16 protein-coding genes and 1 pseudogene are annotated in these 25591 nt (G+C 71.5%); 9 read left to right on the plus strand and 8 right to left on the minus strand.

The window, feature by feature from the left end:
* Positions 1-50 precede the first annotated feature (50 nt).
* Both GA0070558_RS34925 and GA0070558_RS00005 read left to right on the plus strand, forming a co-directional pair.
* Positions 51-152 (plus strand): annotated as a pseudogene (locus tag GA0070558_RS34925) (hypothetical protein); the annotation flags it as partial.
* Positions 153-158: 6 nt separating this feature from the next.
* Positions 159-515, plus strand: a complete 357-nt coding sequence (locus GA0070558_RS00005; RefSeq protein WP_256091627.1) for a hypothetical protein — start codon at positions 159-161, stop codon at positions 513-515.
* Between the two features lie 13 nt (positions 516-528).
* Here the strand turns inward: GA0070558_RS00005 and drmC are convergent, their stop codons facing one another.
* From drmC to drmA, 3 genes are read right to left on the minus strand one after another with little or no spacing between them, the layout of a single operon-like run.
* A complete protein-coding gene (gene drmC, locus GA0070558_RS00010) occupies positions 529-1335 on the minus strand; it encodes a DISARM system phospholipase D-like protein DrmC (protein WP_091274057.1) in 807 nt (268 codons plus the stop codon).
* Positions 1332-3170 carry a DUF1998 domain-containing protein gene (drmB, locus tag GA0070558_RS00015; RefSeq protein WP_091274060.1) on the minus strand — a complete coding sequence of 613 codons (1839 nt, stop codon included), beginning with the start codon at positions 3168-3170 and terminating at the stop codon, positions 1332-1334. Before drmB ends, drmC begins: the two co-directional genes overlap by 4 nt.
* Positions 3167-6667, minus strand: a complete 3501-nt coding sequence (drmA, locus tag GA0070558_RS00020; protein WP_091274064.1) for a DISARM system helicase DrmA — start codon at positions 6665-6667, stop codon at positions 3167-3169. The genes drmB and drmA overlap by 4 nt, the downstream gene beginning before the upstream one ends.
* Between drmA and GA0070558_RS00025 the strand changes: the two genes are divergently transcribed.
* Genes GA0070558_RS00025 through GA0070558_RS00035 form a run of 3 tightly spaced genes read left to right on the plus strand, consistent with a single transcriptional unit; the run spans position 6666 to position 10082 of the window.
* Positions 6666-7994, plus strand: coding sequence for a DUF262 domain-containing protein (locus tag GA0070558_RS00025; RefSeq protein WP_218106938.1), 1329 nt, complete (start codon positions 6666-6668; stop codon positions 7992-7994). The genes drmA and GA0070558_RS00025 overlap by 2 nt on opposite strands.
* The gene (locus tag GA0070558_RS00030) at positions 7991-9151 is read left to right on the plus strand and encodes an AAA family ATPase (RefSeq protein WP_091274069.1); all 1161 of its coding nucleotides are present in this window, start codon (positions 7991-7993) and stop codon (positions 9149-9151) included. Before GA0070558_RS00025 ends, GA0070558_RS00030 begins: the two co-directional genes overlap by 4 nt.
* Before the next feature lie 13 nt (positions 9152-9164).
* Positions 9165-10082, plus strand: coding sequence for a hypothetical protein (locus GA0070558_RS00035; RefSeq protein ID WP_091274072.1), 918 nt, complete (start codon positions 9165-9167; stop codon positions 10080-10082).
* Positions 10083-10307: 225 nt separating this feature from the next.
* On the opposite strand, the gene GA0070558_RS00040 is transcribed toward GA0070558_RS00035, so the two are convergent.
* Together GA0070558_RS00040 and GA0070558_RS33210 are read right to left on the minus strand one after the other, a co-directional pair.
* A complete protein-coding gene (locus GA0070558_RS00040) occupies positions 10308-11513 on the minus strand; it encodes a helix-turn-helix domain-containing protein (protein ID WP_091274076.1) in 1206 nt (401 codons plus the stop codon).
* Positions 11510-11653 carry a hypothetical protein gene (locus tag GA0070558_RS33210; protein WP_176734033.1) on the minus strand — a complete coding sequence of 48 codons (144 nt, stop codon included), beginning with the start codon at positions 11651-11653 and terminating at the stop codon, positions 11510-11512. The genes GA0070558_RS00040 and GA0070558_RS33210 overlap by 4 nt, the downstream gene beginning before the upstream one ends.
* A gap of 208 nt (positions 11654-11861) precedes the next feature.
* Between GA0070558_RS33210 and GA0070558_RS00045 the strand changes: the two genes are divergently transcribed.
* Together GA0070558_RS00045 and GA0070558_RS00050 are read left to right on the plus strand one after the other, a co-directional pair.
* On the plus strand, positions 11862-12710 hold the full coding sequence (locus GA0070558_RS00045) for a helix-turn-helix domain-containing protein (RefSeq protein WP_176734034.1): 849 nt from the start codon (positions 11862-11864) through the stop codon (positions 12708-12710).
* Positions 12700-12888, plus strand: a complete 189-nt coding sequence (locus tag GA0070558_RS00050; RefSeq protein ID WP_091274080.1) for a DUF397 domain-containing protein — start codon at positions 12700-12702, stop codon at positions 12886-12888. The genes GA0070558_RS00045 and GA0070558_RS00050 overlap by 11 nt, the downstream gene beginning before the upstream one ends.
* A gap of 53 nt (positions 12889-12941) precedes the next feature.
* On the opposite strand, the gene GA0070558_RS00055 is transcribed toward GA0070558_RS00050, so the two are convergent.
* The 3 genes from GA0070558_RS00055 to drmD all read right to left on the minus strand — a co-directional run bounded on the left by GA0070558_RS00055 (position 12942) and on the right by drmD (position 21313).
* Positions 12942-13931, minus strand: a complete 990-nt coding sequence (locus tag GA0070558_RS00055; RefSeq protein ID WP_091274082.1) for an HIRAN domain-containing protein — start codon at positions 13929-13931, stop codon at positions 12942-12944.
* Positions 13932-14009: 78 nt separating this feature from the next.
* Positions 14010-18125 (minus strand): Eco57I restriction-modification methylase domain-containing protein, encoded by a 4116-nt coding sequence (locus tag GA0070558_RS00060; RefSeq protein WP_218106939.1) that lies wholly within the window; start codon positions 18123-18125, stop codon positions 14010-14012.
* Positions 18125-21313 (minus strand): DISARM system SNF2-like helicase DrmD, encoded by a 3189-nt coding sequence (gene drmD / locus GA0070558_RS00065; protein ID WP_091274085.1) that lies wholly within the window; start codon positions 21311-21313, stop codon positions 18125-18127. Before drmD ends, GA0070558_RS00060 begins: the two co-directional genes overlap by 1 nt.
* 244 nt (positions 21314-21557) lie before the next feature.
* On the opposite strand from drmD, the gene GA0070558_RS00070 reads away from it, so the two are divergent.
* A complete protein-coding gene (locus GA0070558_RS00070) occupies positions 21558-21938 on the plus strand; it encodes a hypothetical protein (protein WP_091274088.1) in 381 nt (126 codons plus the stop codon).
* Positions 21938-25555 (plus strand): caspase, EACC1-associated type, encoded by a 3618-nt coding sequence (locus GA0070558_RS00075; RefSeq protein ID WP_091274091.1) that lies wholly within the window; start codon positions 21938-21940, stop codon positions 25553-25555. Before GA0070558_RS00070 ends, GA0070558_RS00075 begins: the two co-directional genes overlap by 1 nt.
* Positions 25556-25591: the final 36 nt, after the last annotated feature.

Raw genomic sequence — 25591 nt, forward strand, 5'->3', positions numbered from 1 at the left:
ATCGTGGCCGCCGCACTCGTCCTGCTCCACACCGAACACGACCGCACCACATGACCACCTCTTGTGATCAGAACATTGCGCGGAATGGCTCAGTGCATGTCGACGTGCTCCGGCAGCGGCTCCGCGATGCCTGGGGCATCGGGAGGTTCGGCTCGAGGATGAAGGCGAACCTGGATGCCGCGATCAAGCTCGCCCATGTGACCCGGACCGGGGACTTCGTCGACCTGCCGGGCCGGGTGGTGACCGCCGTCCGGCTGCCTACCGATGAGGTGCAGCGCAAGGTCGAGCAGGTCGCCGACGACGAGATGAAACTGGCGGTCGTCCGGCTGTTGGAAAGCGGCGGCACCGTTGCCCGCGACGAACTGCTGACCGTCATTGCTCGGATGTACGGGTGGGGGCGGCTGGGAGCGGAAATCACCGGGCGGCTGCGGGCGCTGCTCGGGCGCATGGTCGCCGACGGCACCGTGACCGACGACCCGGCTGGCCTTTCGTTGCGGGGCGGGTCACCCATGTAGTGATCGCCAGGGCTCAGGGGAGGCGTTGCAACGGTCCGACCTCGGGGGCGGTGAGGGCCCGGAAGTGCGCGACGAGCCTTTCCACCACCCCGGGGTCATGGAGCACCACGCCGACCTCGATGTTGTGGGATAACGCCCGGTCGGTGAGGTTGGCGCTGCTGACCAGCGCGACCTCACCGTCGGCGGCGATGAACTTCGCGTGCAACGCGGCGTGTGGGTTTCCGTTCGCGGCCCGCCGTGCGGCCGGCCAGTGCCAGAACGTCGCCCGATCGCGGAGGGCCGCGAAGGTGGCCGCCGCTCCGGATGACCCGCGCAGGGCACCGCCGTGCTCGGCTGAGCTTTCCAAAATCAGATCGATGTGTACGCCCCGGCGGGCCGCAGACCGCAGCTCGGCGATCACCTCGGCCACCCCGTACGCGGCGAAGCTCGCCACGAGCAGGCTGCTCCGGGCCGCACGGACGACCTCGACGACCACGGAACTGGTGAGCCGGACCGGCACGGACGAACTGGTCGGCCCGCTGACGGCCAGCTCCGTCCGGTGCGCATCCGCCCGTTGACGGAGGAGGGCAGCGCTGCGCAGCGCCAGAGCAACCGCCGGACCGGGAAGGTCGGGTGCCTCGGTGCGCCAGCTCCTGACCAGCCGTCCGGCATGCGCGCTGACCGAGAACCCTGGCCGGACATCGATCAGCTCGGCCGCGACCGTCGTCCCGTCGGTGGACCTGTCCACACCCATGAGCACACCGGCCCAGGCGGCGACGTGCTCGGCGGGGAGCGTGGCGGCGAGGTCGGCGATCACCTCCGCGAACCGCTCGTGGCTCACCGGGCGAAGAACCCGGAGCCGGGGTCGGTGAGGGTGTCGACCAGCAAGGCCCGGTCCAGGTAGTGGTTGCCGCGTTCGCAGGAGGTCTCGGCGGCGAAGAGGCAGGCGTGGCAGGCGGCGGCCGACAGGCGGGCGTGCACGGTCGGGTCGTGCTCGGCGCAGAGCGGGTCGGAGCTGCACAGCCGGGCGGCGTCCAGGGCCCGTTCGACGAGTGGGCCGAGCCTGTCGGTGCGCCCCAGGGAGACGAGGCCGCCGAGGGTGCCCTCGCTGTCCGGTGCCGAGGTGTAGAGCAGCACCCCGGCCATGGGGGTGTCGCCGGAACGGGCGTAGACGCGCTCCCCGATGCCGGCAGCGCTGTATCCGCATTCCAGGGCCAGCTCGCGGATGAGCACGTGGGCGAAGGTGTGCAGTAGGACGTACCGGGGACCGGGGTGCGCCTCCGGGTCCAGCCTGCGCTGCGCCCGCCAGAGGTCGTGGGCGCGGGTCAGCAGCTGCTCGCGTTGCTTGACCTGCGGTCGGTGTTCCCACTCGACGACGCGCTCCTCGTCGAACCGGAGGAAGATCCCTTCGCCCCGCATCTCGGCGCAGGGCAGCCAGGTCGGCTTGCCGGTGGTCAGCGGCACCCGTCGGCGGTCCGGCGTGTCGAGCACGTCCCACTCGGGAGCGTCTATCCGGGTGAAGCCGTACAGCGCGGAGACCTCCCGCAGCCGGGGGACGAGGACCACGTTCCGGAGCCAGTCCCCATGCTGGGCCGGCACCGGCTCCGGGCGGGTGGTGAAGTCGGGCAGCTCGGTGCTGGTGCCGGCGGTGAAGGCCAGCCATTCGGGCCTGCGCAGGTCGTCGCTGTCGTCGGGCTCGTCGTCGGTCCCGGCCTTGCCGCGGCGCTGGATCGCCGCCCAGACCCGGTCGACGCCGTACGGCTTCAGCTCGGCCCAGCAACCCTGGGTCGGCATGATCTGCTTGGCGATGGCGGCGTCAAGCCCGGCGAGGGGGGACAGGTCCGACCAGCGGTCGGCGACGACCTGGTCGACCGGATGCTCGGCCCGGGGGAGGCTGAACACCCGCAACTGCATGGCGAACCAGCTGTTGGTGGCGCCCAGGGCGAGCGTGCGGGTGGGGGCGTCGCAGGGCTCGTAGGTGCCGAGGTGGGGGTGGCGGCCGCGGCAGGCGGGCAGGGTGCGCTCGGCATGCAGGCCGATCGCCAGCGACATCGGTCGGGAAGCCTTGCACTCGCAGGAGATGAAGATGTTGGCCGCCTCGCCGGTGCTGCCGCGTTCGGCGAGCGTGAGCGAGTGACCGGGGCCCGGGTCCGTCCCGCCGTGCACGACGTAGGACCAGGGGAAGTCGTCCAGGTGGCCGTTGTCGCAGGCCAGCACGAAGCGGGCCGGCACTGCGGTGGGTCGGGAGTTTCCGTTGCCCCGGCAGCTGTGCACGTAGCGGGCCCGGTCCGGCTGGTAGGGCGACGACAGCAGCTCGAACAGCCCGGAATCCGCCGGCGCGAGGCGGTTGCACCGGGTGTCCGAGCAGCGCAGCCAGGTGGGGAAGAGCGCCACCGGCACACCCACCCGGGTCCAGTCGGCGAATAGGTCGGAGGTCTCGGGCAGGTGCGGCGGAAGCCGGAGACTCTCCACCTGGCCGCCGAGCCGGTGCCGGATCGCCGCGAGCAGTCTGTCCTCGGTGACCGTGACCGAATGCGTGAGGTCCCAGTGCGCCAGCCCCAGGGTCAGCACCGACAGGCTGGGCAGATCGGCGACCGAGCCGACGCCGTAGGTGTGCAGTAGCTGGTTGGGGCGCAGCGCGCCGACCCGCAGGCTGCGCTGCTGCGACCCGCTCACGAGGACGCCCCGGCAGCGCCCACGGCGGGCGGAGCGAACGGTGGTGGGTCGTCCCCGCCGACACCGAGCTGCAGTTGGAGCTGGATGCCGGGCTCCACGTCCCGCAGGGAGGTGGGACAGGTGGTCTGCGCCCACCGGCCCTCCTCAGGGCGGTGCAACAGCCCGGCAATGTCGTCGCTGTGGTAAGGCTTGTCGTAGGCCAACCGCCGCGCGGGCCGGGCCCGCTCCCGCGCCCACAGGTCGAGGCGGGCCTCCAGCTCGTCCTCCACCCGTTGGCGAACCGTGTTGTCGGCGGCCACCTCGCTGCGACGCTTGAGGAACCGCACGACGTGGTCGGCGAGCTGACCGTGCCGGTCGAACTCGCGCGCCCGCAGGTTGCCGTTGTAGGTGCTCTCCAGATCGCGCACCAGGGCTACCAGCACCCCGGTCAGCCCCCGGTCGATTGCCCGCTCGGCGAACGGGGTCACCGACAGGGCCTCGACCTGCCGGTAGACTGTGGCGTGAAAGTGGTCGAACCGCTCGTAGTGCGACAGGTCGCGCGGGCGGGCCCAGTTGTAGACGGTGAACACCAGGCCCGGCGCCTGCCGCCCGACCCGGCTCGTCGCCTGGATGTATTCGGCGGCGGACTTCGGCTGGTTGGCCACCACTATCACGCCGAGCCGGGCGATGTCGACACCGACGGCGATCATGCTGGTGGCGAGGAGCACGTCGACCGGCCGGGGAGCACCCTTGGGGCGGGTGCCGTCGAAGCGCACCGCGAGCCGGTCCAGCAGCGGCCGGATGGCGTCCGAGGGCATCCGGGAGGTCAGCTCCTCCAGGTAGGGGTCGTACCGCCGGGCGAGCCCGCGCTCGTCGGCGCGAACCAGCCGGCTGGAGACGTCGTCCTCCACCAGCCGGCGCATGCCGCCCAGGTCCCGCAGGCTGTTGAAGTAGCCGACCAACGTCATGTACGGGTCGGTGACGCGGTTTCGGCCGTAGGTCTCGTGGAGCTTCTGCGCCGCCCCGAGCACGGACACGTAGACCCGGATCAGGGTCGACCGGAGCCGGTTGCCGTGCGCGCAGATGCCGATGTAGCGGCGGCCCGGGCGGTCCTCGGTCGCGCGCTGCCGCGCGAAGAAGCTGTCGGAGGCGTCGAGCCCCGACGGTGGGAAGACCCGCGTGCGCCGGTTGAACAGCGCCCCGATCTGCTGCTGGGCGCGGCGCACGGTGGCGGTGGAGGCGATCACCTTCGGCCGGGACCACTGCCCGGGGGCCGGTTCCCAACTGGCCAGCCGGTCTACCGCGGTCTCGTAGAGCCCGACCAGCGAGCCGAGCGGCCCGGAGATCAGGTGCAGCTCGTCCTGGATGATGAGGTCGGGCGGACGCAGCCGTGCACAGGGGACGACCCGGTTGCCCGGCCGGTGGCGCTTGCGCTCCCAGTCGGTCGATTCGAGGTCCTCGGTGAGGTAGCCGTGCTGGTCGCAGCGCTTGCCGACCCGGCCGAAGAGGGCGGCGGTCTCGCCCTTCCACGGCAACTGGGCGAACTTGTCGACCGTGGCGATCACCAGGGCCGGCGGATGGCGGTAGAGCTCCTCGTCGACCAGGATCACCGGCAGCCCGACCTGGTCGCCGGCGAGCGGGTAGCCGCCCGCCTCGCTGAACGGGCACTCCACATCGAAGCAGAGCACCAGGGTCCGCCAGTGGTCGCGTTCCACCTTGATGTCCCGACCCGGCTCGATCTTCGTGCCGCACCAGGGGCAACTGGTGAGCTGGTGCGGTGAGCCGATGCCCCGGTGTGACCGGCCCCGCCGCCGTTCGTCCAGCCACTCCTTCGCGTCCTGGGTGCGGTTCGGGGTGACCCGGCCGCCGACCCACAGCCCGATCCGGATCGGCGTCTCGCCCCAGGTCTGCGGGTCTGCGCGGCGCAGGGACTCCGCCGCGCAGATCAGCGTCGCGGCGCGCTCGAACTGCTGGATGGTGAGCAGGCGCAGGGTGTACCGCATCAGCACCGCCAGCCCGGTCCCGCCGGTCAACCCGCCGTGGTCCGGCTGGCGGCGGCGTACCGCGATGGTGAAGGCGGTGAGACCGAGGTACGCCTCGGTCTTGCCGCCACCGGTGGGGAACCAGAGCAGGTCGGCGACGGCGCGCTCGACGTCGTCGCCCCGCTCCGGGTGCCGAGGGTCGGCCAGGGCCGGCAGGTTGATCAGGACGAAGGCCAACTGGAACGGACGCCACCGGTGGTTCTCCGGCTGGTCGGCCTCGACGACCGCCTGCGCCAACGGAAGGTGCGGGTGTTCCCGCCGCCGGGCCGCGACGACACTGTGCACCCGTTGCAGGTACATCGCCCGGTTGGCGAAGCCGAACGCCTCACGGGCCGTCGGATCCGGGGCGGCGAGCAGCCTGATGCCGGCGGCGATCCGGTCGGCCGCCTCCCGGGCGTCGCGCAGCGCCTCGCGCACCTGCGGGCCGTATTCGTCGAGCCGCCGCTGCGGGTCGGCGGCGGTCGCCTCGTTGCGGTCGATCCACGCTCGGTAGCCGGCGGCGAGGGGCTGCAACGCGGCCGTGAGGGCCTCGACCGGGCCGGCTGCCAGCTCTGCGAGCCGCCGCATGTCCAGCTCCACGTCGGCCAATTCGGGCAGGTCGTCGTCCCGCTCGCTGCTGGGCACGTCGGTGAACGGCAGCTCGTGCGCGGGGACGGTCGTGGTGCGTACCCGATGGGCCCGCAGCGGGTCGGCGGCGGATGGCTCGGCGTGGACGGCCGTGCCGTGCCCCACCGCGAACTCGGGGTGGAACCGGTAGGCCATCGCCAGCCGGCGCCGCTCCGCCCGGTCGGCGTCGTCGCCGCCGGTGACCTGCTCCGGCCGGGGCACGAAGACCGGCTCGTCGCCCGGCGGGCCGGTCGCGGTCAACTCGACCTGGAAGATCCACCGGTTTGCCTGGCGCGGCGAATCGCTGTGCTCCCGGTTTTCCAGGAAGAGCGAGACCAGCCAGACGTCGCCCAGCCGGCGCACCCGCCCCCGCACCACGACCTTCGGCTGCGCCGCGTCGACGTGCTTCGGGCCGATGGGCCCCTCGCGCAGGGGCACGGTGACCGGGCCGCCGCGCTGGTGCCGCCGCCAGACCCGGCCGCCGGCGTGCTCCGCCCGCTCGTCGACCGCGATGTCGTAGCTGCCCCAGGCGGCGGTGACCCGCAGCTCGGGGACCGACGGCGGCACGCTGGTGGTGAAGCCGAGCGCGGAGGGCGCCAGGCTGGGCACGTTCGGCGCGGTCGGCTCGGGGCCGCCCTCCGCCGCGTCCGACGCGGTGGCCTCGGTGAAGGTGTCCTCAGTGGCCGGATCGACGGACACGCCGTTGGGGGCGAGCCGCCCGAGAACGTAGCGGTCGAGCGGATTCTCCCTGGCGGAGAACTCCTCGGCCGGCCCGCCGAGCGGCCCGAGCAGGTCGGCAACGACCAGCTGTTGCAGCTTGTCGCGGATCACCCGCTCATCCGGCACGGCGAGCACGCTCTCCCCAGTCATGAGAGCGACCGTAGCGTTTCCCTACGACATGGCGGGGGTCGGTCCGTGCGGCACCTTCGGTGGGGTGGATCCGTTAGGCTACGGCGGGCCGGTCATACGGCGTTTGCTACAGGCAAGGGCCGGGGCGAATCGAGGTGGCGAGATTTCCGAGCTGGAGCCAGACGTCCTCGAAGAGTTGGACTCGCTCGGACGAGCGACGGGCATTGAGGTCGACGACGCCCAGGACGCCCGCGCCGATCAGGCGATCGACGCGATCCACACCCCGTTCGACCCGGAAAAGATCGACGTGGTCACCCGTAACACCACGGTCGACTTGCTGTTGTCCCGCATCCGCACGGGGCGCGTCGACCTGCAACCCGACTTCCAGCGTCAGGCCGGGATCTGGCGGGCGATGGCCAAGAGCCGCCTGATCGAGTCGCTGCTGCTGCGCATTCCGCTGCCCACCTTCTACGCCGCGGAGGGCGACGACGAGGCGTGGGCCATGGTCGACGGCATCCAGCGACTGACCACGATCGCGCAGTTCATCGAGCCGGAGGCGATCAATAGGGAGCCGCTGCGGCTGGTCAACCTGGAATACCTGGGCCAGGAATACGACGGCAAGACCTTCGATGATCTGCCCGGGCGGTTGCAGACCCGGCTGAGGGAGACCGAGCTCATCGTGCACCTCATCCGGCGGAACACGCCGGAGGAGGTCAAGTTCAACATCTTCGCCCGGATCAACACCGGCGGCCTGCCGCTCTCCCGGCAGGAGCTGCGGCACGCCCTGATTCCGGGCAAGGGCCGGGAGATTCTGCGCGAGTGGGCCGAGTCCGACGTGTTCCGCTCGGCAACCGGCGACAGCGTGCGCAGCGAGCGGATGGTCGACCGGGAGATGATCCTGCGGTTCATCGCCTTCCGGCTGACCAGCCCGTACGACTACGACCACGACGACTTCGACCGCTTCCTGCGGGAAGCCATGCGCAACCTGAACGCGTTGCCCCCGTCTGAGGTCGAGCGGCTGTGGAAAGAGTTCGGCATCGCGATGATCGCGGCCAAAGGGATCTTCGAGCAGCATGCCTTCCGCAAGCGCGACCGGGCCGGGGGTAGCCGCCGCATGCCCATCAACAAAGCTCTGTTCGAGGCGATCTCGGTCAACCTCGCGGAGCTCGGCGGTCCGGGAATGGCGCTGCTGATGACGCAGCGACGCAAGGTGGAGAAGAAGTTCATCGGCCTGATGAACGACGTCGACTTCCAAGGTGCGATCTCCCAAGGGACGGGTGACCCAGGCAAGGTGCGCCTGCGCTTTGCGCTCATCCGGAAGATCTTCGAGTCGGTGGTGGGCCGATGATCGAGCGGCTGCGCCTGGAGAACTTTAAGGCTTTTCGACACCTGGATCTGCCTCTGGCGCCCCTCACCCTGCTCAGCGGGGTGAACGCAGCCGGCAAGAGCACCGCCATGCAGGCGCTGGCGCTGCTACGGCAGTCGGACGATGCAGGGGTGCTCGACACCAAGGGCGGGCTGCTGCTCAATGGGGAACTCGTCGAACTTGGTGTCGGGCAGGACGTACTCCACGAGAACTACGCGGACGGCAGGGGAGGGGGCAGGGTCTTCATCGCCGTCGCCGTCACGATCGACGGGCACGAAAGCCGCTGGCGGGTCGAATATCGGACTGCCGAGGACCGTGAGGCCGATCTGCTCAAATTCCCGCTGAGTTGGGAAGGCTCTGACCAGCCGCCGACGCCGTGGCACCCGCCGAAGCGGAAAGGCCTCTTCTCAGCCGGTTTCCAATATCTGCGGGCCGACCGGATCGTGCCGGCCGTGACCTACCCGAAGTCGTTCGAGATGGCGGTGCGGCGGGGATTCCTCGGAGTCCGGGGTGAGCACACGGTGAACTACCTGCGGGCTCGCGAGGACTGGGTCACCTCGCCTGATCTGCTTCATCCGGCCGCGAAGTCGACCGGTCTGCTCGACCAGGCCGAGGCGTGGCTGCGGGAGATCTGTCCCGGCGTCAACCTGATGGCAGAGGACCTGCGCGGCACCGACATGGTGCGGTTGAGCTACGGATTCGGCGGCACTGCCGGCATCACGTCGTCCAACATCCGTTACCGTCCCACCAACGTCGGCTTCGGCCTGACGTATGCCCTGCCGATCATTGTGGCCTGCCTTTCCGCAGGTCCGGGCCGGTTGGTGATGCTGGAGAATCCGGAAGCGCATCTGCACCCCCGGGGTCAGACAATGGTGGCGCGGCTGGCCTGCCGTGCCGTGGCGGCGGGCGGCCAGTTGATAATCGAGAGCCACAGCGATCATGTGCTCAACGGAGTGCGACTCGCCGTCAAGGACGGGGTATTGACGCCGAATCACGTGGCGTTGCATTATTTTGACCGGAACGACGACGGCGAGATCGAGGTCAGCTCTCCCGAGATTGACCCCGACGGCATGTTGTCGCAGTGGCCCAGGGGTTTCTTCGACGAGTGGGACAGGGCGCTTGATCGTCTGCTCGACTGACGAGGAGTGACTCTTGTCCTTGCTGCTGGTGCTGAACGAGCTTTCCTACCGGGAGACCAAGGCGCGGCGCGAGGAAGTGTCAGATTCACTACACGGCCTCGTGGGATTGTTGCGAAAGGTTCGTCAGCACCGCACCGACGTTGCTCTGGTCACCGAGCGTCGGTTCTTCGATCTCGACCTGGGCGACGACTATTCCGTCCGTGAGTGGGCCGGTGACGGGCGTAATCGCGACGCATTGCGCTACCTGCGTGGCATGCGCCAGCGCGCTCCGTTCCGGGACGTCGCCCCGGCTGATCTCCGCGACGGGACGGAATACTTCCACCGGGAGCGGCCGGCGGAGGGCCTGGGCACCGCGCACCAGGTCGGTGGGCTGGCCGTGAGCCTGCCGCTGGCGCAACTGTGGGAAGAGCCGCTGCTGTGGCTGAGCCAGCGGGGCCTCGCCGAGGACGACGCCGGAGCTGTCGCGCTCACCGAAGCTGAGGTGGACGTGCGGCACGCCTCCCGGTCGGAGCACGTCGACGAGCATCGGCAGTGGCTCTGCGACTCCGAGCTGACCCGGATCCACACTGGATCCGATCTTTGGGAAGCGCGGGAGGATGTCTTTCCGCATCTTCGCTTCCTGCCCCGCGTCGCCGACGACCTGCTCCGGCTCGCCCCGGCCTGGCTCAACCCGGTGAAGGAGCGGCTCGCCGACCTTGAGCTGGCGGCGTCCGCCTGGGCGCCAGCCGTGGAGGCCGCCCCGCGTTGGCGGAGCAAGGTGACGCCGGAGAGCGAGACCCGCAAGGCGCTCTGCCGCTTCGTCGACACCGACGGGCAGGCGCACCTCTTCGACTGGCACGCGCGGTTCACGCCAGGGGCGGGGCGACTGCACTTCCGCATGGACGGGGCCCGGCAGCAGCTCGTCGTCGCCTACATCGGAGCCAAACTCTGAAGCCGCAATTGACCTTGGACGAATCCGCCGTGCGGCAGCCGGCTCCACCGCGCGCCGATCGTGCAGATGCGGCCCCCGAGTAGGGCGCTTCACTCCTTTTGCCCGGGCCGCAACCGCAAGATCGCGGAAGGCGGCGGCGTCGTGATTTCGAAATCGGAATGTCGTTCGGGACAGGGGTGTCGTGGGCCGCTGCGGCGTTCATCGAGGGCTCCGGCTTCGGTGTGGTCATGGGCGGGTCAGTCCGATGGCGGTGGCGAGGCGGGTGATGTCGGCGGAGGTCTGCCCGGTGCGGAGGATGGCAGTGAGGGCGGTTCTGGCGGTCGGGCGGGTGCGGGTCTCGGCGGGGGCGATGCGGTCGGCGGCGGTCAGGGAGCGGCCGGCGGCCTGCGGGTCGCCGAGGTCGAGGTAGGTGTGGGTGATGTCGATGAGGTGGGCGGCGCGGTGTTCGGCGGGGAGCAGGTGCCAGCCGTCGCTGTTGACGACCTGCCGGTGGACGATGGCGGCATGGTGGTGGTCGCCGAGTCGGGCTGCCGTGAGGGCGCGGGCGAGTTCGACGGCGGTGGGGCCGAAGGCGATGCCGTCGCCGTCGGGCTGATGCTGGCTGTCGTGCGCGGCGGCGAGGTGGGCGGCGCGTTCGGTGAGGTCGTGGGCGGTGGTGGCGTCGCGGTAGGTGGCGGCGGCGAGGGCGGCTTCGAGGAGCAGGGTCGCGGTGAGCCCGGGTTCGTCGGGCAGGAAGGCGCGCGACGGGGTGCGGTCGAGCTGGTGTACGGCGGTGAGCGCGGCGGTCTGCGCAAGGCGTCCCCGGTGCAGGGCGCGTAGGGCCTGGGCGAGGGAGATCGCGGCGAGGGCGGTGCGGTGTGGGTCGCCGGTGGCGGCGGTCATGGCGCGGTCGGCGGCGAGCCAGGCGAGGTGGGGCTTGCCGAGCTTCACCAGTGTCTGGGCGGTGAGCCGGTAGACGCGGACGATCGGGTCGGCCGCTGTCTCGGCGTGTTGGGTGTGCCGGGTGGCGGCGAGCAGGTCGGGCAGGGTGCGCAGGACCTGGGCGTGGTGGCCGTTGCGGTAGGCGGTCCAGGCGTACCCGGCCTGGTCGTCGAGCTGCCGCACGGTGGGGCTTTCGGTGTCGGGTGGGTCGTGGCGGGCCAGCGCCGCCCGGATGCGCTCCACGGCGGCTTCGGTGTCGGTGACGGCTTCCCGGTGGGGCTTGTCGGCGAGCAGGACGGCCGGGGCGACGCCGAGGGCGGCGGCCACGGTTTCGATGACGGAGAGCCGGTCGAGGGTGCGTACGCCTCGTTCGACCTTGTCGACCCAGCTCTTCGACCTGCCGATCCGGTCGGCGAAGACCTGCTGGCTCATGCCCCGGCGGGCGCGCAGCTCGGCCATCCGCCGCCCGATCGGCACCTCGGCGCGACTGTGCCGGCCGGGCCCGGTCATCGGCCCCGACCTGCCGGCGGGATGGCGTCGGTGGTCTCGCCGCAGCGGGGGCACCAGCGGGACTTGACCCGGAACGCGAGCAGCCCGAGCAGGAAGCCCGGCACCAGCCCACCGAACACGAGCGACACGACTTCGGACATCACGAGGGTCCTCGCTTCCGGACGGCGAAGTGGAGCTGGGCGGCGGCTCTGGTCCTGGCCAGGCGCGCACCTTCTGGAGGTGTTCGGTAGCTTGTAGTGACCAGGGTGGCGCATCAAGTGATGCAAGGCAAGCACTCACCGCGGATGTATGGTGGATCGCATGTGAGTCGGGACAACCGATCCAGCGATGTTGGTGCAGAATCAGGACATGCCTCGATTCATGCCCGCCACTCCCCGCTCCCGCCGGCTCGGTCGGGAGTTGCGCAAGCTCCGCGAAGCCAAGGGGCTGACCGGTGAAGGGGCGGCGGATCTCGTCCGCTGCTCGTCGTCACGAATCAGTCGAATCGAGTCCGGCGAGATCAGGCCCCGCGTCGGTGACGTGATGGAGCTGCTGGTCGCGTACGGCCTCAGGATCGATGAGGAGCCGGGCGAGTCGCTGCTGGAGCAGGCACGTGGCCTGCGCGAGGACGGGTGGTGGCAGCGCATCGGCGGCAAGTACGCCACCTACATCGCGTACGAGACCGAGGCCGTCGAACTCAAGAACTTCGAGCCGATGCTGGTGCCCGGTCTACTGCAGACCGAGGCGTACGCCCGGGAGGTCAACGTCATCGGCCGGGAGACCGACCCGGACGGCATCAAGCAGCGGGTCGACGCCCGGATGACCCGGCAGGAGGTGCTCCGCCGGCAGCCGACGCCGCTGCGGATGCACGCCATCCTGTCCGAGGCGTCCGTGCGGACGGAGGTCGGCGGACCCGACGTTCTGCGCGAGCAGCTCGACCACCTGGTCGCGCTGAGCCGGCTGCCCAACGTCACCATCCAGGTGCTGCGCTTCGAGGCCGGGGCGCACCTGGCCATCAGCAGCGGCTTCGCCCTGCTCAGCTTCGAGCAGGACGAGCCGCCGCTGGGCTACATCGAGACCCTGGCGGGCGAGCTGTTCCTCGAGTCGAACCGCGACCTGGCGCGACTGTCGGCGGCGTACGACAATCTGAAGACGTTGGCACGTTCGCCGGCCGAATCGATCAAGTTCATCAGGGAGTTGAGCGAGCATGGAGCGTAACGCCTGGCGCAAGTCGAGCCGGTCCGGCAACAACGGCCAGTGCGTCGAGGTGCGCGACCGTGGGCCTCAGGTCGACGTACGCGACTCCAAGGCCCCCGCAGCGGGCATGCTGAGCTTCGACGCTGCCGCCTGGGACGCGTTCGTCAGCGGCATCAAGACGGACGGCGATCGCCCCTGAGCTGAGGCGGGGTGGCCCGGCTCAAGGCCGGCGCGGCGGGTCGGCGGCCCGCCTCACTCGGAGACCCAGAACTGCCATCCCTGCGGCGCGGGGGGCCACGACGGATCGGGCCGCCAGCCCTGCGGCGGGACCCAGCCCGCCGGAGGCGGCGGCCACTCCGGGGGCACGACGAACCTCCACCGTGCTGCCGTCGCCATCTCCTGGCTCGTTGACGACTCCGCCCGCTCGGCCGGATTGGTGCCCCGGGCGGTGGGTGGCGAATCCAGCCAGGCGTCCGACAGTTCGCTCGCCTTGGCCAGGTTGACCGCGACATCGGCCTTGACCCGGTTGCCCTTCAACACGGCACGGGCAGCGGTGGTCAGACCCTTGTCCCTCAGGTGGCCGATCACCGGCAGGTTCTCCGTGGACATTGCCGGGCTCAGGGTGCCGGCGGCGAGGCCGTTGATCCGGACCTCGACGAGGGTGCGGGTGGACCGGGCCCGCTGCACCTCGACCTCGTGCAGGGTCACGTAGACCCAGGATTCCCCGCTCGGGCTGATCAGGGACGCGAGGTGCGACATGTGCTTCTCCTCGCCGGTCACCTGGATGAAACGGCCAGCGGGAAGCACGGTGTGCAGCTCCGACGGTGGCATGTTCGTCGGCACGATCATGTGCGGCTCGGCGAGGTCGATCCGCACCGACGCGACGAACGTCCGCCGACGTGGATCGTCCCAGTCCTCGCGCTCCTGCGCCCACACCCGGGCCTGCACCTGAGGCGTCCAGCCCTGATCGATCAGTGCGGTGAGAACCGGCGAGAACTCCCGAGCCTGCTCCTTGGGCAGATGGCCGACCTGCTTGCCGGAGCAGAGCACCTTCACGGCGTGCGGATCGTATCGGTTGGTCGGCTCCGGAATGAGCTGAGCCGGCACGGTCAGCTCGTTGTCGCCGTCCGGATCGAACGCCCGCCCGAACAGGTCCCGGATGTTCTTGGCGTAATGCGATTCGCCAGCGACTTCCTGCGAACACCAGCCACGCTGGCCCCACAGATCAAATGCTCGGGTCACCGAGGCAACGTAGCGCCTCGGCGACCCGAACCGGGTTCACCTGAACGGCTGGGGTGGTTGTCAGGCATCCGACATCGTTCAGAACAGGGCGTCTGGAAGGGGAAAGAGCCCGCCGTCCAATGCGGGCGGCTCCGAATCCGGTGCCTCTGCGGACCTGGGGCGCGGGGCGGCCCGCGTCTGCTTCCGCGGCTTGCGTCGGGTGGTGGTTTGTTGGGGCTTCTCCTGCTCGTGGCGCTGGTGGTTGAGGTCGAGCAGCAGGTCCAGCAGTTCGACCTGGGCGGTCGGGTCGATGGTGAACCGGACGCCCTGCCGGGTCCGGTGGAAACCGTGCCCGAGCGTGAGGTTGAACCCGTACGCCTCGGCGACCGCCTCGTCGATCTCGACGTGGATGTCTCGCAGGCGGCGGATGTCGGCGCTGGTCACCTGCTCGTCGTGGACCAGGTTGTAGAGCTTCGTCAGCCCCAGCTCCCGCCCCAACATCACCGATCGCCGGTACGAGTCCAACTCCGCCCCGACCTGCGCCATCCGCCCGGTCGGCTCGGGCATCGGGAAGGTCTCGAACCCATCGGACGGCGTATAGCGGGGGTCAGACCTGAGGCTCGATTCGCCCTTCGTCGTCCACCACGAGAAGTGAAAGCTGCTGGACAGGGATGCTAGGTCTTCCGCCTGATCGGTAGCAAAGACGACCACTTGGTCGCTGAGGACCTGCTTCGTTGGCGCGAATACAGGTAGCCCAGTCTTGCTGACCCTGGCGATGACGAGCACCCTATCGAGGCCTTCGATTGCCGAGTAGAGCGCGGGAGCCCGTTCAGCGAATTGCCACCATCTCTCGCGTCGTGCTACTCGATTGTTGGTCGCACGGAACGGCTTGACTTCTCGTTCGACGATGGCGAAGCAGTCGGGGTATTCCTGGGCGCGTTCGAGTGACCAGTTGTGGAAGTTGATGACCCGGCGGCGGGCCGAGCAGTCGGGGCGGCTGTTCAGGTCCTCGCCGTTGAGGTAGGGGAAGAGCACGTCCTTGTTGCGCGGGTCCTTGTCGATCAGCGCCTGCGCCTGCTCCGGTTCGAGCAGGAAGCCGGTGCCCAGGACGTACGAGCCGATGTAGGACTGGCCCGCGTTGGCGGTTAGGCGGTACGGGTTGCCGGTGACTCGGGAACGGGCATCCAGCGACGGGGTAATCCCCGGCACCCGGTTGCCGTCGAGGACCGGCTGCTCGTCGTCGGCGGCGTGACCGACCCAGAGCAGGGAAACCTCCAGTGAGGCGGTGCCCGGCCAGGGCTGGGACTTGTTCGCCCGGTAGACCGTCCAACCCATGTCCACCGCCTGATCGAGGCCGACCTCCCGGGTGTCGCCCTGAGCGATCGTGTTGGTGGCGATGATGCCCACCCGCCCCTTGCCCGTGACGCTCAGGTTGCGCAGCAGGAAGTAGGAGCAGAGATCCGCGCTGCCCCGCTTCCCCCGACCGATCCGCTCGACCAGGTATTCGCGCACGTCCGGCCCGATCGCCCCGGTCAGCCGCTGACCGCCGACGAACGGCGGGTTGCCGATGACGGCGTCGAAGCCGGCGCGGTTGACCACCTCGGGGAACTCCAGCGGCCAGTGCAGCGGCCGGATCGGCTCCGGCCGGGTGCCGCGCAGCCAGCCGGCGACGGTGATGCCGATCCGCTGCTCCAGCTCCGCGTCGTACGGCCCGTCGAGCAGGCGGTGCACGTCGTCGCTGATGCCGAGCAGGCGGCCGTCGTACTTCGTCTCCGGGTCGTCGGTGTCGTCCTCCGGGTCCCACGGGCGGCGCTGGGCGCGGACGGCCGTGGAGAGCGCCGCGCCGACCACCGCGTCGGCGGCCAACCGCAGGCCCCGGCCCAGGTGCTCGACCTCGGCGAGCTTGGCGTCCTTGTCGGCGGCGTCCCGGGTGTCCTCGACCACCGTCGCGCCGATCGACTCGCGCAGGGCGGTGATCTCGCCGACGGTCCGGTGCAGCCGGTCGACCAGGTCGCCGAAGAGGCGGCTGTGCTGGAAGCGCCCCGCCTCCGGGTCGAGGTGGAAGGCGGTGAGCTGGTCGAGGGAGGTGATCCCGACCAGCGAGTCGCCGCAGCGCAGCGCGTGGTCGAGGAAGCCGAACGGCTTGCCCTTGGCCAGGGTCACCAGCCACAGCGACAGCTTCGCCAGCTCCACGGCCATGTCGTCGCGGTCCACCCCGTAGAGGCAGCGGGCGGCGACGAGGCGGCGGGCCGCGAGCAGCAGGTCCTCCTGGTCCGGGTTGCCGTTGGCCAGGTCGGACAGTTCGGCGGGGAGCCCGTCGCGTTGCCAGGCCCGCACCACCACCTCGGCGAGATAGCGGCAGGCTGCCACCAGGAACGCGCCGGAGCCCATCGCCGGGTCGAGCACCTTCAGCCGCAGCAGCTCGTCGGCGGTCTTGGCCCGCCACACGCCCTCGTCGGTGACGCCCTGGGCCGGGCCGGGGGAGAAGCAGAGCGGCGCGAGGGTGTGCCGGACGACCTCCTCGGCCAGCTCCCGGGGAGTGTAGTGAGTGCCGGTGTTGCGCCGGTCGCCGAACTGGGTGAACAGCACCGAGCCTGCGGGGAAGACCGTGGGCAGGTCGCGCAGGTCGACGCGGAGCAGCCCCCAGTACGGGCGTACCCGATCGGTCAGGTCGGCGTCGTTGTCGCAGGCCGCGTGCAGCGCGGCGAGCTGGTGCGGCGCGGGCGTCGCGGCCCTGGCCCTCTCCACCTGCCGGACGGTGAGGTCGCAGCGGGCGACCAGCCAGACCCGCAGCTCCGCCTCGCCCCGGGCCGCCGCCGCTTCCAGCTCGGCCAGCGGCAGCTCCGGCTCGCGCTTGCCGATCAGCCCGACGTACGGCTCCCGCACCCGGGCGCAGGAGAACTCGAGCAGGCCCTCGTAGACGTGGCCGAGCTGCTCGACGCCGAGGCTGGAGTAGCTGAGCTGCTCCGCTGCCTTGCCCCGGTGCCGCAGCACCAGCAGGGCGTCCAGCATCTCGTGCACCACCCGGTCGGTGACCGCCGCGTCGACCAGCCAGGGGAACCGTCCGGGGTCGAACAGGGACCCGCCGTGGGCGGCAATGCGCAGGTCGGGGTGCTCGCAGCCGCCGTGCACGGCGGCGAAGAGGGCGAGCAGCCGGGGCCAGGCGGCGGTGCGCCGGTCGCCGATCTCGTTGCTGTGCATGTCAAACGCCGTGCGGAGCTGGCCGTGCAGGGTGGACGCCGCGTACGCCTGCGCGTAGAGCGGGTCGGCCACCGGCAGCAGCCGCTGCTCCTCGGCGTAGAGCAGGAAGACCAGGCGCATCAGCACGGTCAGCGCACCCCGGTAGATCTCCCGGTCGCTGACCTCGCCGAGCAGTTGCCCCTCGGACTCCCGGTCCAGCCGGGCCAGCTCACCGACGAAGAGCTCCACCGCCCGGCGGACCTGGTCGCCCAGGGTGGTGGTGATCTGGGTGAGCGCCTCCGCGCTGCGCGCGAACAGGCCGGCGAGGCTCGCCGAGGGGCGCCCGTCTGCGCCGGCCGGCGGGATGAGCACCCGGGGCGCGGCGAGCAGCGTCGCGAAGGCGCGCAACAGCGCCGGCTCCTCCAGCCAGAGGTCGGCGTCGAAGACACCCACCCCGGTCGGCTCGCCCCGGCGGGCGTGCACCAGCGCCCAGTGCTGCCCGTTGGTCACCAGCGCCAGCGGCACGCCGGTGTCCCGGCACACCTGGGCGGCCTGCTCGACCGGGGACGGCCGGCCACCCCGGGCGGCGGTGAGCGACGCGTCGAAGGGCAGGCGGTGCACGTGCAGCCGGGCGGCCCGGCCGCCGCCGGGCTGCGGACCCGACAGCACCGCGTCCGGCCGGAAGCCGCCGCTGCCGGCGACCCCGACCGCGTCGTCGGCGTGCGCGCTCGCCGGATATTTCAGCAGCTCGCCGAGGACCAGCTCGACCCACGCCGGGCCGAGCAGGTCCGGGGCGTCCTGCACCTCCGCCCAGCCCCGGCGGATCCGGTCCCGTATCTCGTTCGGCACGGTGTCCAGCCCGTGCGGCAGCGCCTCGACGAGCACCGGCACCGTCAGGAACGGGCCCTCCGGGCGCAACAGGCCGAGCCACTCGGCGTGCTGCTCGTCGATCTTCTGCACGGCGGGCCGGGGCGCGCGGCGACCCGCGGCGGCACGGCCCGACGCGCCTCGGGACTGGCGGGGGACGGCGGGCATCAGCGGGCACCTCGGGCCAGGGACGCGGGGACCAGGAAGGTGACGGCGGCCGGGAACCAGCGGGCCGTCGGGTCGGCGTAGCGGCGGCGCAGCGCGTCGCTCTCCCGTTCGCGCTGCGCCGGGATGTCGCGCAACCGGGCGTGCAGCGCGTCCCGGTCGGCGTGCAACTGCTCGCGTTCGACGGTGAACAGGGTCGGCTGCTCCCAGTGCGGCTCGTCGGCAAGCTTGCTGCGGATCGAGGTCTCCAGCTCGGTCAGGACCGCGCCGATCGCGGTGACCTCCTCCTCGCAGCGCCGGGCGAGCAGCCCGTGCAGGCTGCGGGCGCGCTGGTCGGCGCGGGTGCCGAGGGCGCGACCCAGCGGCCCGGCCAGCGTCGGCCACAGCTCGGTCAGGCTCTGCCGGACCCGCTCGGCGGGCACCTGGTCGGTCGCGGCGGCCAGCAGGGCCTCCAGCTCCTCCTGGCGGGCCCGGGTGAGCTTGCCGCCCTCGATCGGGCCACCGGCGGTGACGACCTCCTCGTGCAGCCGGGTGCCCTCCGCGCCGGTGACCACCACCCGGCCGTGCGCGACGAGCGCCGGAGAGCGCAGCAGGTCACCGGGCACCACCCGGGCGGTGACCCGGCTGAGCTTCGCGCCGCCGGACCCGGCCCCACCCCGGGCCTGGGCCCACAGCTCCGCCCGCAGCAGACGCAGGCACATCTGCACCAACTGGTGCCCGAGGTGCAGCAGCACCACATCGGTGCGCCCCGCCGCCGCATCCGGGTCGAAGGTGATCGGCCGTTCCCGGCCCGTGACCGGGTGCAGCAGCCCGTCGTTGCGGGCGGCGGCCCACGCGCCGGGCAGCTCGGGCAGCCGGAACCAGGGGCCCGACGCGCCCGCCGGGGTCGACGCGTCGATCAGGTCCCGCCGATGGGCCAGGCCCAACCCCGTGCGGACCACCCGTTCCACGGTGGCCGGGGTGAGGTTGAGCTCCGCCCGGCTGCCCTTCAACGTCTCGGTGAGCCGGTGCAGGTCCCGCGCCAGGTCACGTTCCACCCGCAGCCGGGCGCGGCTCGCCCGCCGGTCGATCTCGACGTCGGTGACTTGCCAGTCGGTGCGCTTGCCGGTCATCTTCTGCTCGACCTGGGCGGCGATCACCTCGCCCGCGCTGCCCAGGTCGGTGCGGATCGCCTCGACCTTCTCCACCGCCAGCCGCAGGAACGCCAGCTCGTCCTCCAGCGAACCAGTGGTGTAGTCGACGTGCTGCCAACCGGCGGGCACGAAGTGCAGCACGTCCACCCGGTCGGCGCGCTGGCCATGCCGGTCGATCCGGCCGTTGCGCTGCTCAAGCCGGTTGGGGTTCCACGGGATCTCCCAGTGCAGCAGCCGGTGGCAGTGCCGTTGCAGGTTGATGCCCTCGCTGGCGGCGTCGGTGGCGAGCAGGACCCGGACGTCGTCGAGGTCGGGATGCTCCGTGAAGACGTTCTTGACGTGCTCGCGTTCGTCGGGATCCTGGCCGCCGTAGAGCAGGGCGATCCGTTCCGGCGGGTAGCTGGCGCTGAGTAGCCGCTCGTGCAGCCAGCGCTGGGTGTCGCGGTATTCGGTGAAGATGATCACCCGCTCGGTCGACCACTCGCCGCCGGGTCGCACGATCGGATCCAGCCAGCGGTGCAGCGCGGCGAGTTTGGCGTCCGGCCGGTCCTGCGCCGAGCGGGCCCAGGTGCGCAGCTCACCGAGGAGCGCCCGTTCCTCGGCCGACAGCGGGGCCGCGTAGTGCCGGACGGCGGTCAGGGCGTCGGCCTCGGCGCTGCCGTAGGCGGCATCGTCCTCGGCCGTCTCGGCCAGCCGGTCGATCACCGGTTGCAGGACCTTCTCGCCGGCCAGCCGTTCCGCCCCGCGCGCCGGCTCGCCGGAGGCGGCGTGATCCCGGGCGGTCATCGTCGCCAAATGGGTCTCGACGGTCTCGGCGAACGCCTTCGGCGACGAGAAGAGCCGCCGCTTGAGCAGGGTGGTGACGAAGTCGGCGGCGATCTCGCCGGCCCGACCGTCGGCGTTCGCCCGGCGGCTCGCCGCGTAGCGGCCGAGCAACTCGTGGGCGTGGCGCTCGGCGGCCGGGTAGTCGACCTCCAGGTAGCCGAGATGGCGTGCCGGGAACCGGGGAGAGCCGTCCCACCTGGGCGGCAGCTCGCTCTTGAGCCGTCGCACCATCACCCGGGCCAACTGCTCGTCGGTCGGCTTGACGCCCCGGGCGAACCGCTGGTCGTCGAGGAGCTCCAGCAACGCGGTGAACGACTCGGTGAAACCGTTGTGCGGGGTGGCGGAGAGGAAGAGCCGGTGCTCGCAGTGCGGGGCGAGGGCGCGGATCGCCTTCGTGCGGTGCGAATCCACCGCATACCGCCCCCGGCCGGACGGCGCGCAGGTGTGCACCTCGTCAACCACCAGCAGGTCGAAGGCGCGCGGATAGCGCGGCGTCGCCGGCAGCACCTCGCGGAGCAGCCGCAGCGGCCGGTCCCGCTTCAGCCAGTCCACGCTGACGATCAACCGGGGGTAGTGCGTCCACGGGTTGGTGTAGAGACCCCGGGTGCGGCGCAACTCCCGCAGCAGGGCCGCGTCGACGATCCGGAAGTCGAGACCGAACTTGTCGCGCATCTCGTCGCGCCACTGCCGCGTCAGCCCCGCCGGGCACACGATCATCATCGTCCGGGCCCGGTGCCGCAGCATCAGCTCCTGCATCACCAGCCCGGCCTCGATGGTCTTGCCGAGGCCCACGTCGTCGGCGATGAGCAGGTTCGTTCTCGGCATCGACAACGCCCGGACCACCGGGTCGAGCTGGTAGTCCTCGATCTCGATGCCGGAGCGGAACGGCGCCTGAAGGGCCGTCCGGTCGGCCGAGGCGATGGCACCCCAGCGCACGGCGTCCAGGAACGCGTCGAGCTGCCCGGGGTCGTCGAACCCGTGCCGAGGGTCCGGCAGCGTCGCGCTGTCATGCACCCGCCGGCCCGGCTCCAACTCCCAGACCACCCGCAACTCCTCGTCGCGGGCGTCGTCCTCGATGCTGACCAGGGTGGCCAGGTGCGGGGCCCGACCGGTGAACACGTGCGGATCGCCGCTGGTCACATCGCTGCGGACCACGTCGGCGACGACCCAGCGCCGGTTGCGTACGGTGACGAGCTGGCCCGGTGCCGGAGGGCTGTCGGTCGCCGTCGTCATCCGGCTCGAACCATCGGTTGTGCTCCTTCAGCCCGTGGGTGGTCGTCGCCGATGCATCGAGCCCCGCGCGGAAGGGGTGGGAACTCGGCGGCAGACGTGAAGGCTAGTACGAGTTCCACACAGGATCGACCCGAGTTCCACATAGGAGCCCATTGGCTGACATTCGATCGGCAAACCGACAGAGATGCTCCCGGGGTGTCCCTTCTTCCGTAGGTTGATCGGCACCGCTCAGCCAGGAGGTTGGATGTCCCACGTCCGCATCCGGATCGACTTCACCCCGCTTCCCGACGACGACGAGTTCGTCCTCGGCGAGCTGACCGACGAACTGGCGGACGACCTCCGCGAGATCGGGGAGGTGGAGCGCGTCGAGCAGCCCGTGACAGACCCGCACACCAAGGGCGTCGCGGAGCTGGCGCTCGGCGTGGTGACCGTGCTGGCGGGGGCGGATCCCGGCTACGTGCAGGCGCTGGTCGACGTGGTCCTGGCGTTCCTCCAACGCCACACCGGCCGCCGGGTGCACCTGCGGGTCGGCGACATCGAGCTGACCATCGACCGGCCGACCCACCGGCAGACGGACGAACTGGTCGCCACGGTGCGGGCGGCGATCGAGCGGGCGCGCCCCTGATGGGTCGGCACGCCCTGCTGCTCGGCACGGCCACCTGCCACGCCGACCGCGAGCTCGCGCCGCTGCCCTCCGTGCGGCAGGACGTCGCGCAGCTCAAGGCACTGCTCGACGGTGCCGGCGAGTTCGACAGCGTACGCGCGGCACTGGATTTGCCGGCGGCGCATCTGCGTCAGGTCGTCGAGGAGTTCTACGGCGCGCGGCGCACGGGCGACCTGGCGCTGCTCTACTACTCCGGCCACGGGGTGCTGCATGGCGACGGGCAGTCGCTGTTCCTGGCGGCGACCGACACGGTCGGCGGGCAGCTGCACGCGACCGCGTTCGACACCGACGGCATGCTGCGCCACCTGCTCAACGACACCAAGGCCAGCCAGAAGGTGGTGCTGCTCGACTGCTGCTTTTCCGGCGCGTTCACGGCCCGCAACCGGTTCCGGGGCGGGGTGCGCGAGGAGCCGCGGCGCCTCAAGCGCCAGCGTGGCACCTTCATCCTGACCTCCAGCACCCATCAGAAGGCGTCGAAGGCGCAGGGCCCGGACCGCCCGTCGGTGTTCACCGAGGTGCTCCTCGACGGTCTGCGGGGCGCGGCCGAAGGGCCGTCCGACGACGGGTGGATCACCACCAACGATCTCTCCCGGTACGTGCCGACCGAGATGGCCCGCCGCCGCCAGCACAAGACGGTCGAGTCGAGTGAGGGCGTCACCGAGCCGATCCGGCTGGCGACCGCGCCGGGGTCCGCCGCCGAGGCGACGCGCGTCGCCGCCGTCACGGCGAGCCCGGCCGACGAGGCGGCGTTCGACGCGGACCAGTGGCGTCGCCTGGTGACCTACTACGTCAACTGCATGCAGCGTTCGACCGTGCTGCAGTCGTTCATCGACCCCCGGGCGACCACCACGTACGTTCCGGCTCCACCCGGGTCCGAGGCCGTCTTCACCTCGGAGACGCCCGTCCGGCTGGGCGGCACGGCGGCCAGGCTCGCCGCGCGGGCCCGCGCCGACGGCAGGGAGCTGCAGTACGGCTATCCCGTCGTCGCCGTGCGGCCGGCCCGGCAGAAGGCGATCCAGCTCGCGCCGCTCCTGGTCTGCGACGTGACCATCGGCGCGGACGACGTCCTGCACGCCTCCTTCCCGCCCCGCCCCAGCGCCGCCCTCGTCGACCTGTTCCAGCTTTCCGAGGTGGAGGGCGACGAGCTGCTGCAACGCGTCGAGCAGGCGTTCGTCCCGGGCGACCCCGCCTCCCTCATGGCCACCGTCGACGTGTTGGTGAAGACGTTCGGGTTGAACCCGGTGACGGAGCTGGACCCGGCGATGCTCGGCGGCACCATCCGGCAGGGGCCGGTGAACGGGTTGCAGAACGCCGCGATCCTCTACACCGTCGATGCGGCCGAGTCGCCGCAGCGGCAGCTCGTCGACGACCTGCGAGCCATGATCAAAAACCCGAAGCTCATCGAGGGGACGGCGCTGGGTGCGCTGGCGCTCCGCCCGGACGGGGCGGCGGCGAGCCCGGGCGGGGCCGGCTCGACGCCCGTGGTGACGGTGGCGATGAGCGCGACGAACGAGGCGCAGGAGGAGATCATCCGGGCGGCGATGTCGCAGCCGTTGACGGTGGCCCAGGGGCCGCCGGGCACCGGCAAGAGTCAACTCGTCACCGCCCTGCTGGCCACCGCCACCGCCGCCGGCCAGAGCGTGCTGGTCGGTTCCACCAGTAACCAGGCCGTCGACTCGGTGCTCGACCGGGTGACCGACCTGATCGGCCCGGGCCTGCTGCTGCGTACGGGCAACAAGGAGCACCGTCTCCAGGAGCCGAAGCACCTCGCCGACATCCTGGCCGCCTACCCGTCGGCCGAGCGGGCCACCGCGCCGGACGACCGGACCCCGCTGCACGAGCTGCGGCTGCTGGCCGAGGAGGCCACCGGGCTCCGTGCGGCGCTGGACGAGCGGCGGCTGCTCGAACGCGACCTCGCCGACCTGGCTGCCGAACGTTCCGCTGGCCCCGGCCCAAACGCGGTCACGCTGCCGGCCGACGACACGGAACTGGCGCGCCTCGTCCACCTGACCGACCGGGCGCTCGCGAGCCGGTGGTTCGGCTGGTGGTACCGGTGGCGGCTGCGGTCGTACCAGGTCGTCGACCGGGACGCCGTCGCGGCACTCGCCGAGCGGGCGGTGCTCGAGTTGCGCTGGCGGGAACGCCTACGACGCCTCGGCGAGCTGCCCGACGCCGAAGTCTCCTGGCGGCGGCTGGTCGACCTGATCGGCACCGAACGGCCCGCCCTCAGCATCGACCTGCTGCGGGCGCAGATCGCCCGCCGGGTGGCTGCCGGGGCGCGGGTGCTCCAGGACCGGGCCGACGAGATGGCCAGGCCGCAGTCGGACAGCTGGTCCTACTTCCCGGAGCTGCTGCGGGTGCTGCCGGGCTGGGCGGTGACCGCGCTCTCCGCCCGACGCCTGAAGAGAAGCCCCGCCCTGTACGACCTCGTCGTGATCGACGAGGCGGCACAGTGCACCATTCCCGCGATCCTGCCGATGCTCTACCGCGCGAAGCGGGCACTGCTCATCGGCGATCCGCGCCAGCTCGCGCCCGTGGTGGACCTGCCCGAATCCGACGACGTCGCCGAACGGGCCCGGGCCGGCCTGGGCACCGGCTGGCTCACCGCGCGGCGGCTGACCTACACGGCCCACTCCGCGTACGACGCGTTCGCCGCCGCGGCGGCCACGACGCAGCTGCTCGACGAGCACTACCGGTGCCATCCGGACATCGTGGACGTGCCGAACCGGGAGGTCTACCAGGGCCGGCTCACCGTGCTGACCGATCCGGCCCGGCTGGCCGCCCCGGCCGAACCGGCGGTGCGCTGGCGCGACGTGCCGGGCAGGTTCAGCCCCGGTACGACCGGCTCCGGGTTCAACCCGGTCGAGGCCGAGGCGGTCGTCGCCGAGGTGGCAGGGCTGCGGGCGGCGTACCCCGACGCCTCGATCGGGGTGGTCACGCCGCTCGCCGCGCACCAGCATGGCCTGGCGGCGGCCCTGCGCGCCGCCGGTCTTACCGAGAACCTGCTCTGCGCGACGATCCACAAGTTCCAGGGCAGTGAACGGGACATCATGGTCGTCTCGCCGGTCGGCGCGCACGGTGTCCCGGACCGCACCCGGGGCTGGCTGGCGCACCAGACCAACCTGTGGAACGTCGCCATCACCCGGGCCCGGTCCCAGCTCGTCGTGGTCGGCGACCGGTCGTGGTGGTCGGGTCAGCGGGGCCTGTTGACGGCCCTGGCGCTGGCTGGTGCTGCCGCCGATACCCCGCCGGACGCCGGGAACGTGCCGGCGGACCGCCTGCACCGGGCCCTGCGCGACGCCGGGCTCACGGTGCGGCGGGACGTCCCCGTGGCCGGGCAGCCTGTCGACCTCGTGGTACGCCGCGAAGACGCCGAGCTGGCCGTCGTGGTCGACGACCCGGCCGGCGATCCGGACGGCAGGGTGCTGCGCAAGGTGCTCGCCCGGCTCGACATCACCGGAGGCTCCGGCCCGGTGCGTCGGGTGCCTGCGTGGCGCTGCCTGGCCGAGCCGGAGCGGGTGGCGGCGGAGCTTGCCGACGCCCTGCACCGGTCGGGGCGGGAGCCCGACGGCGGGTAGGCCGCAGCGGACACCGCCGGAGGGGCCCCTGTGCGG

The sequence above is a fragment of the Micromonospora haikouensis genome, from assembly GCF_900091595.1.
Classification (GTDB): domain Bacteria; phylum Actinomycetota; class Actinomycetes; order Mycobacteriales; family Micromonosporaceae; genus Micromonospora; species Micromonospora haikouensis.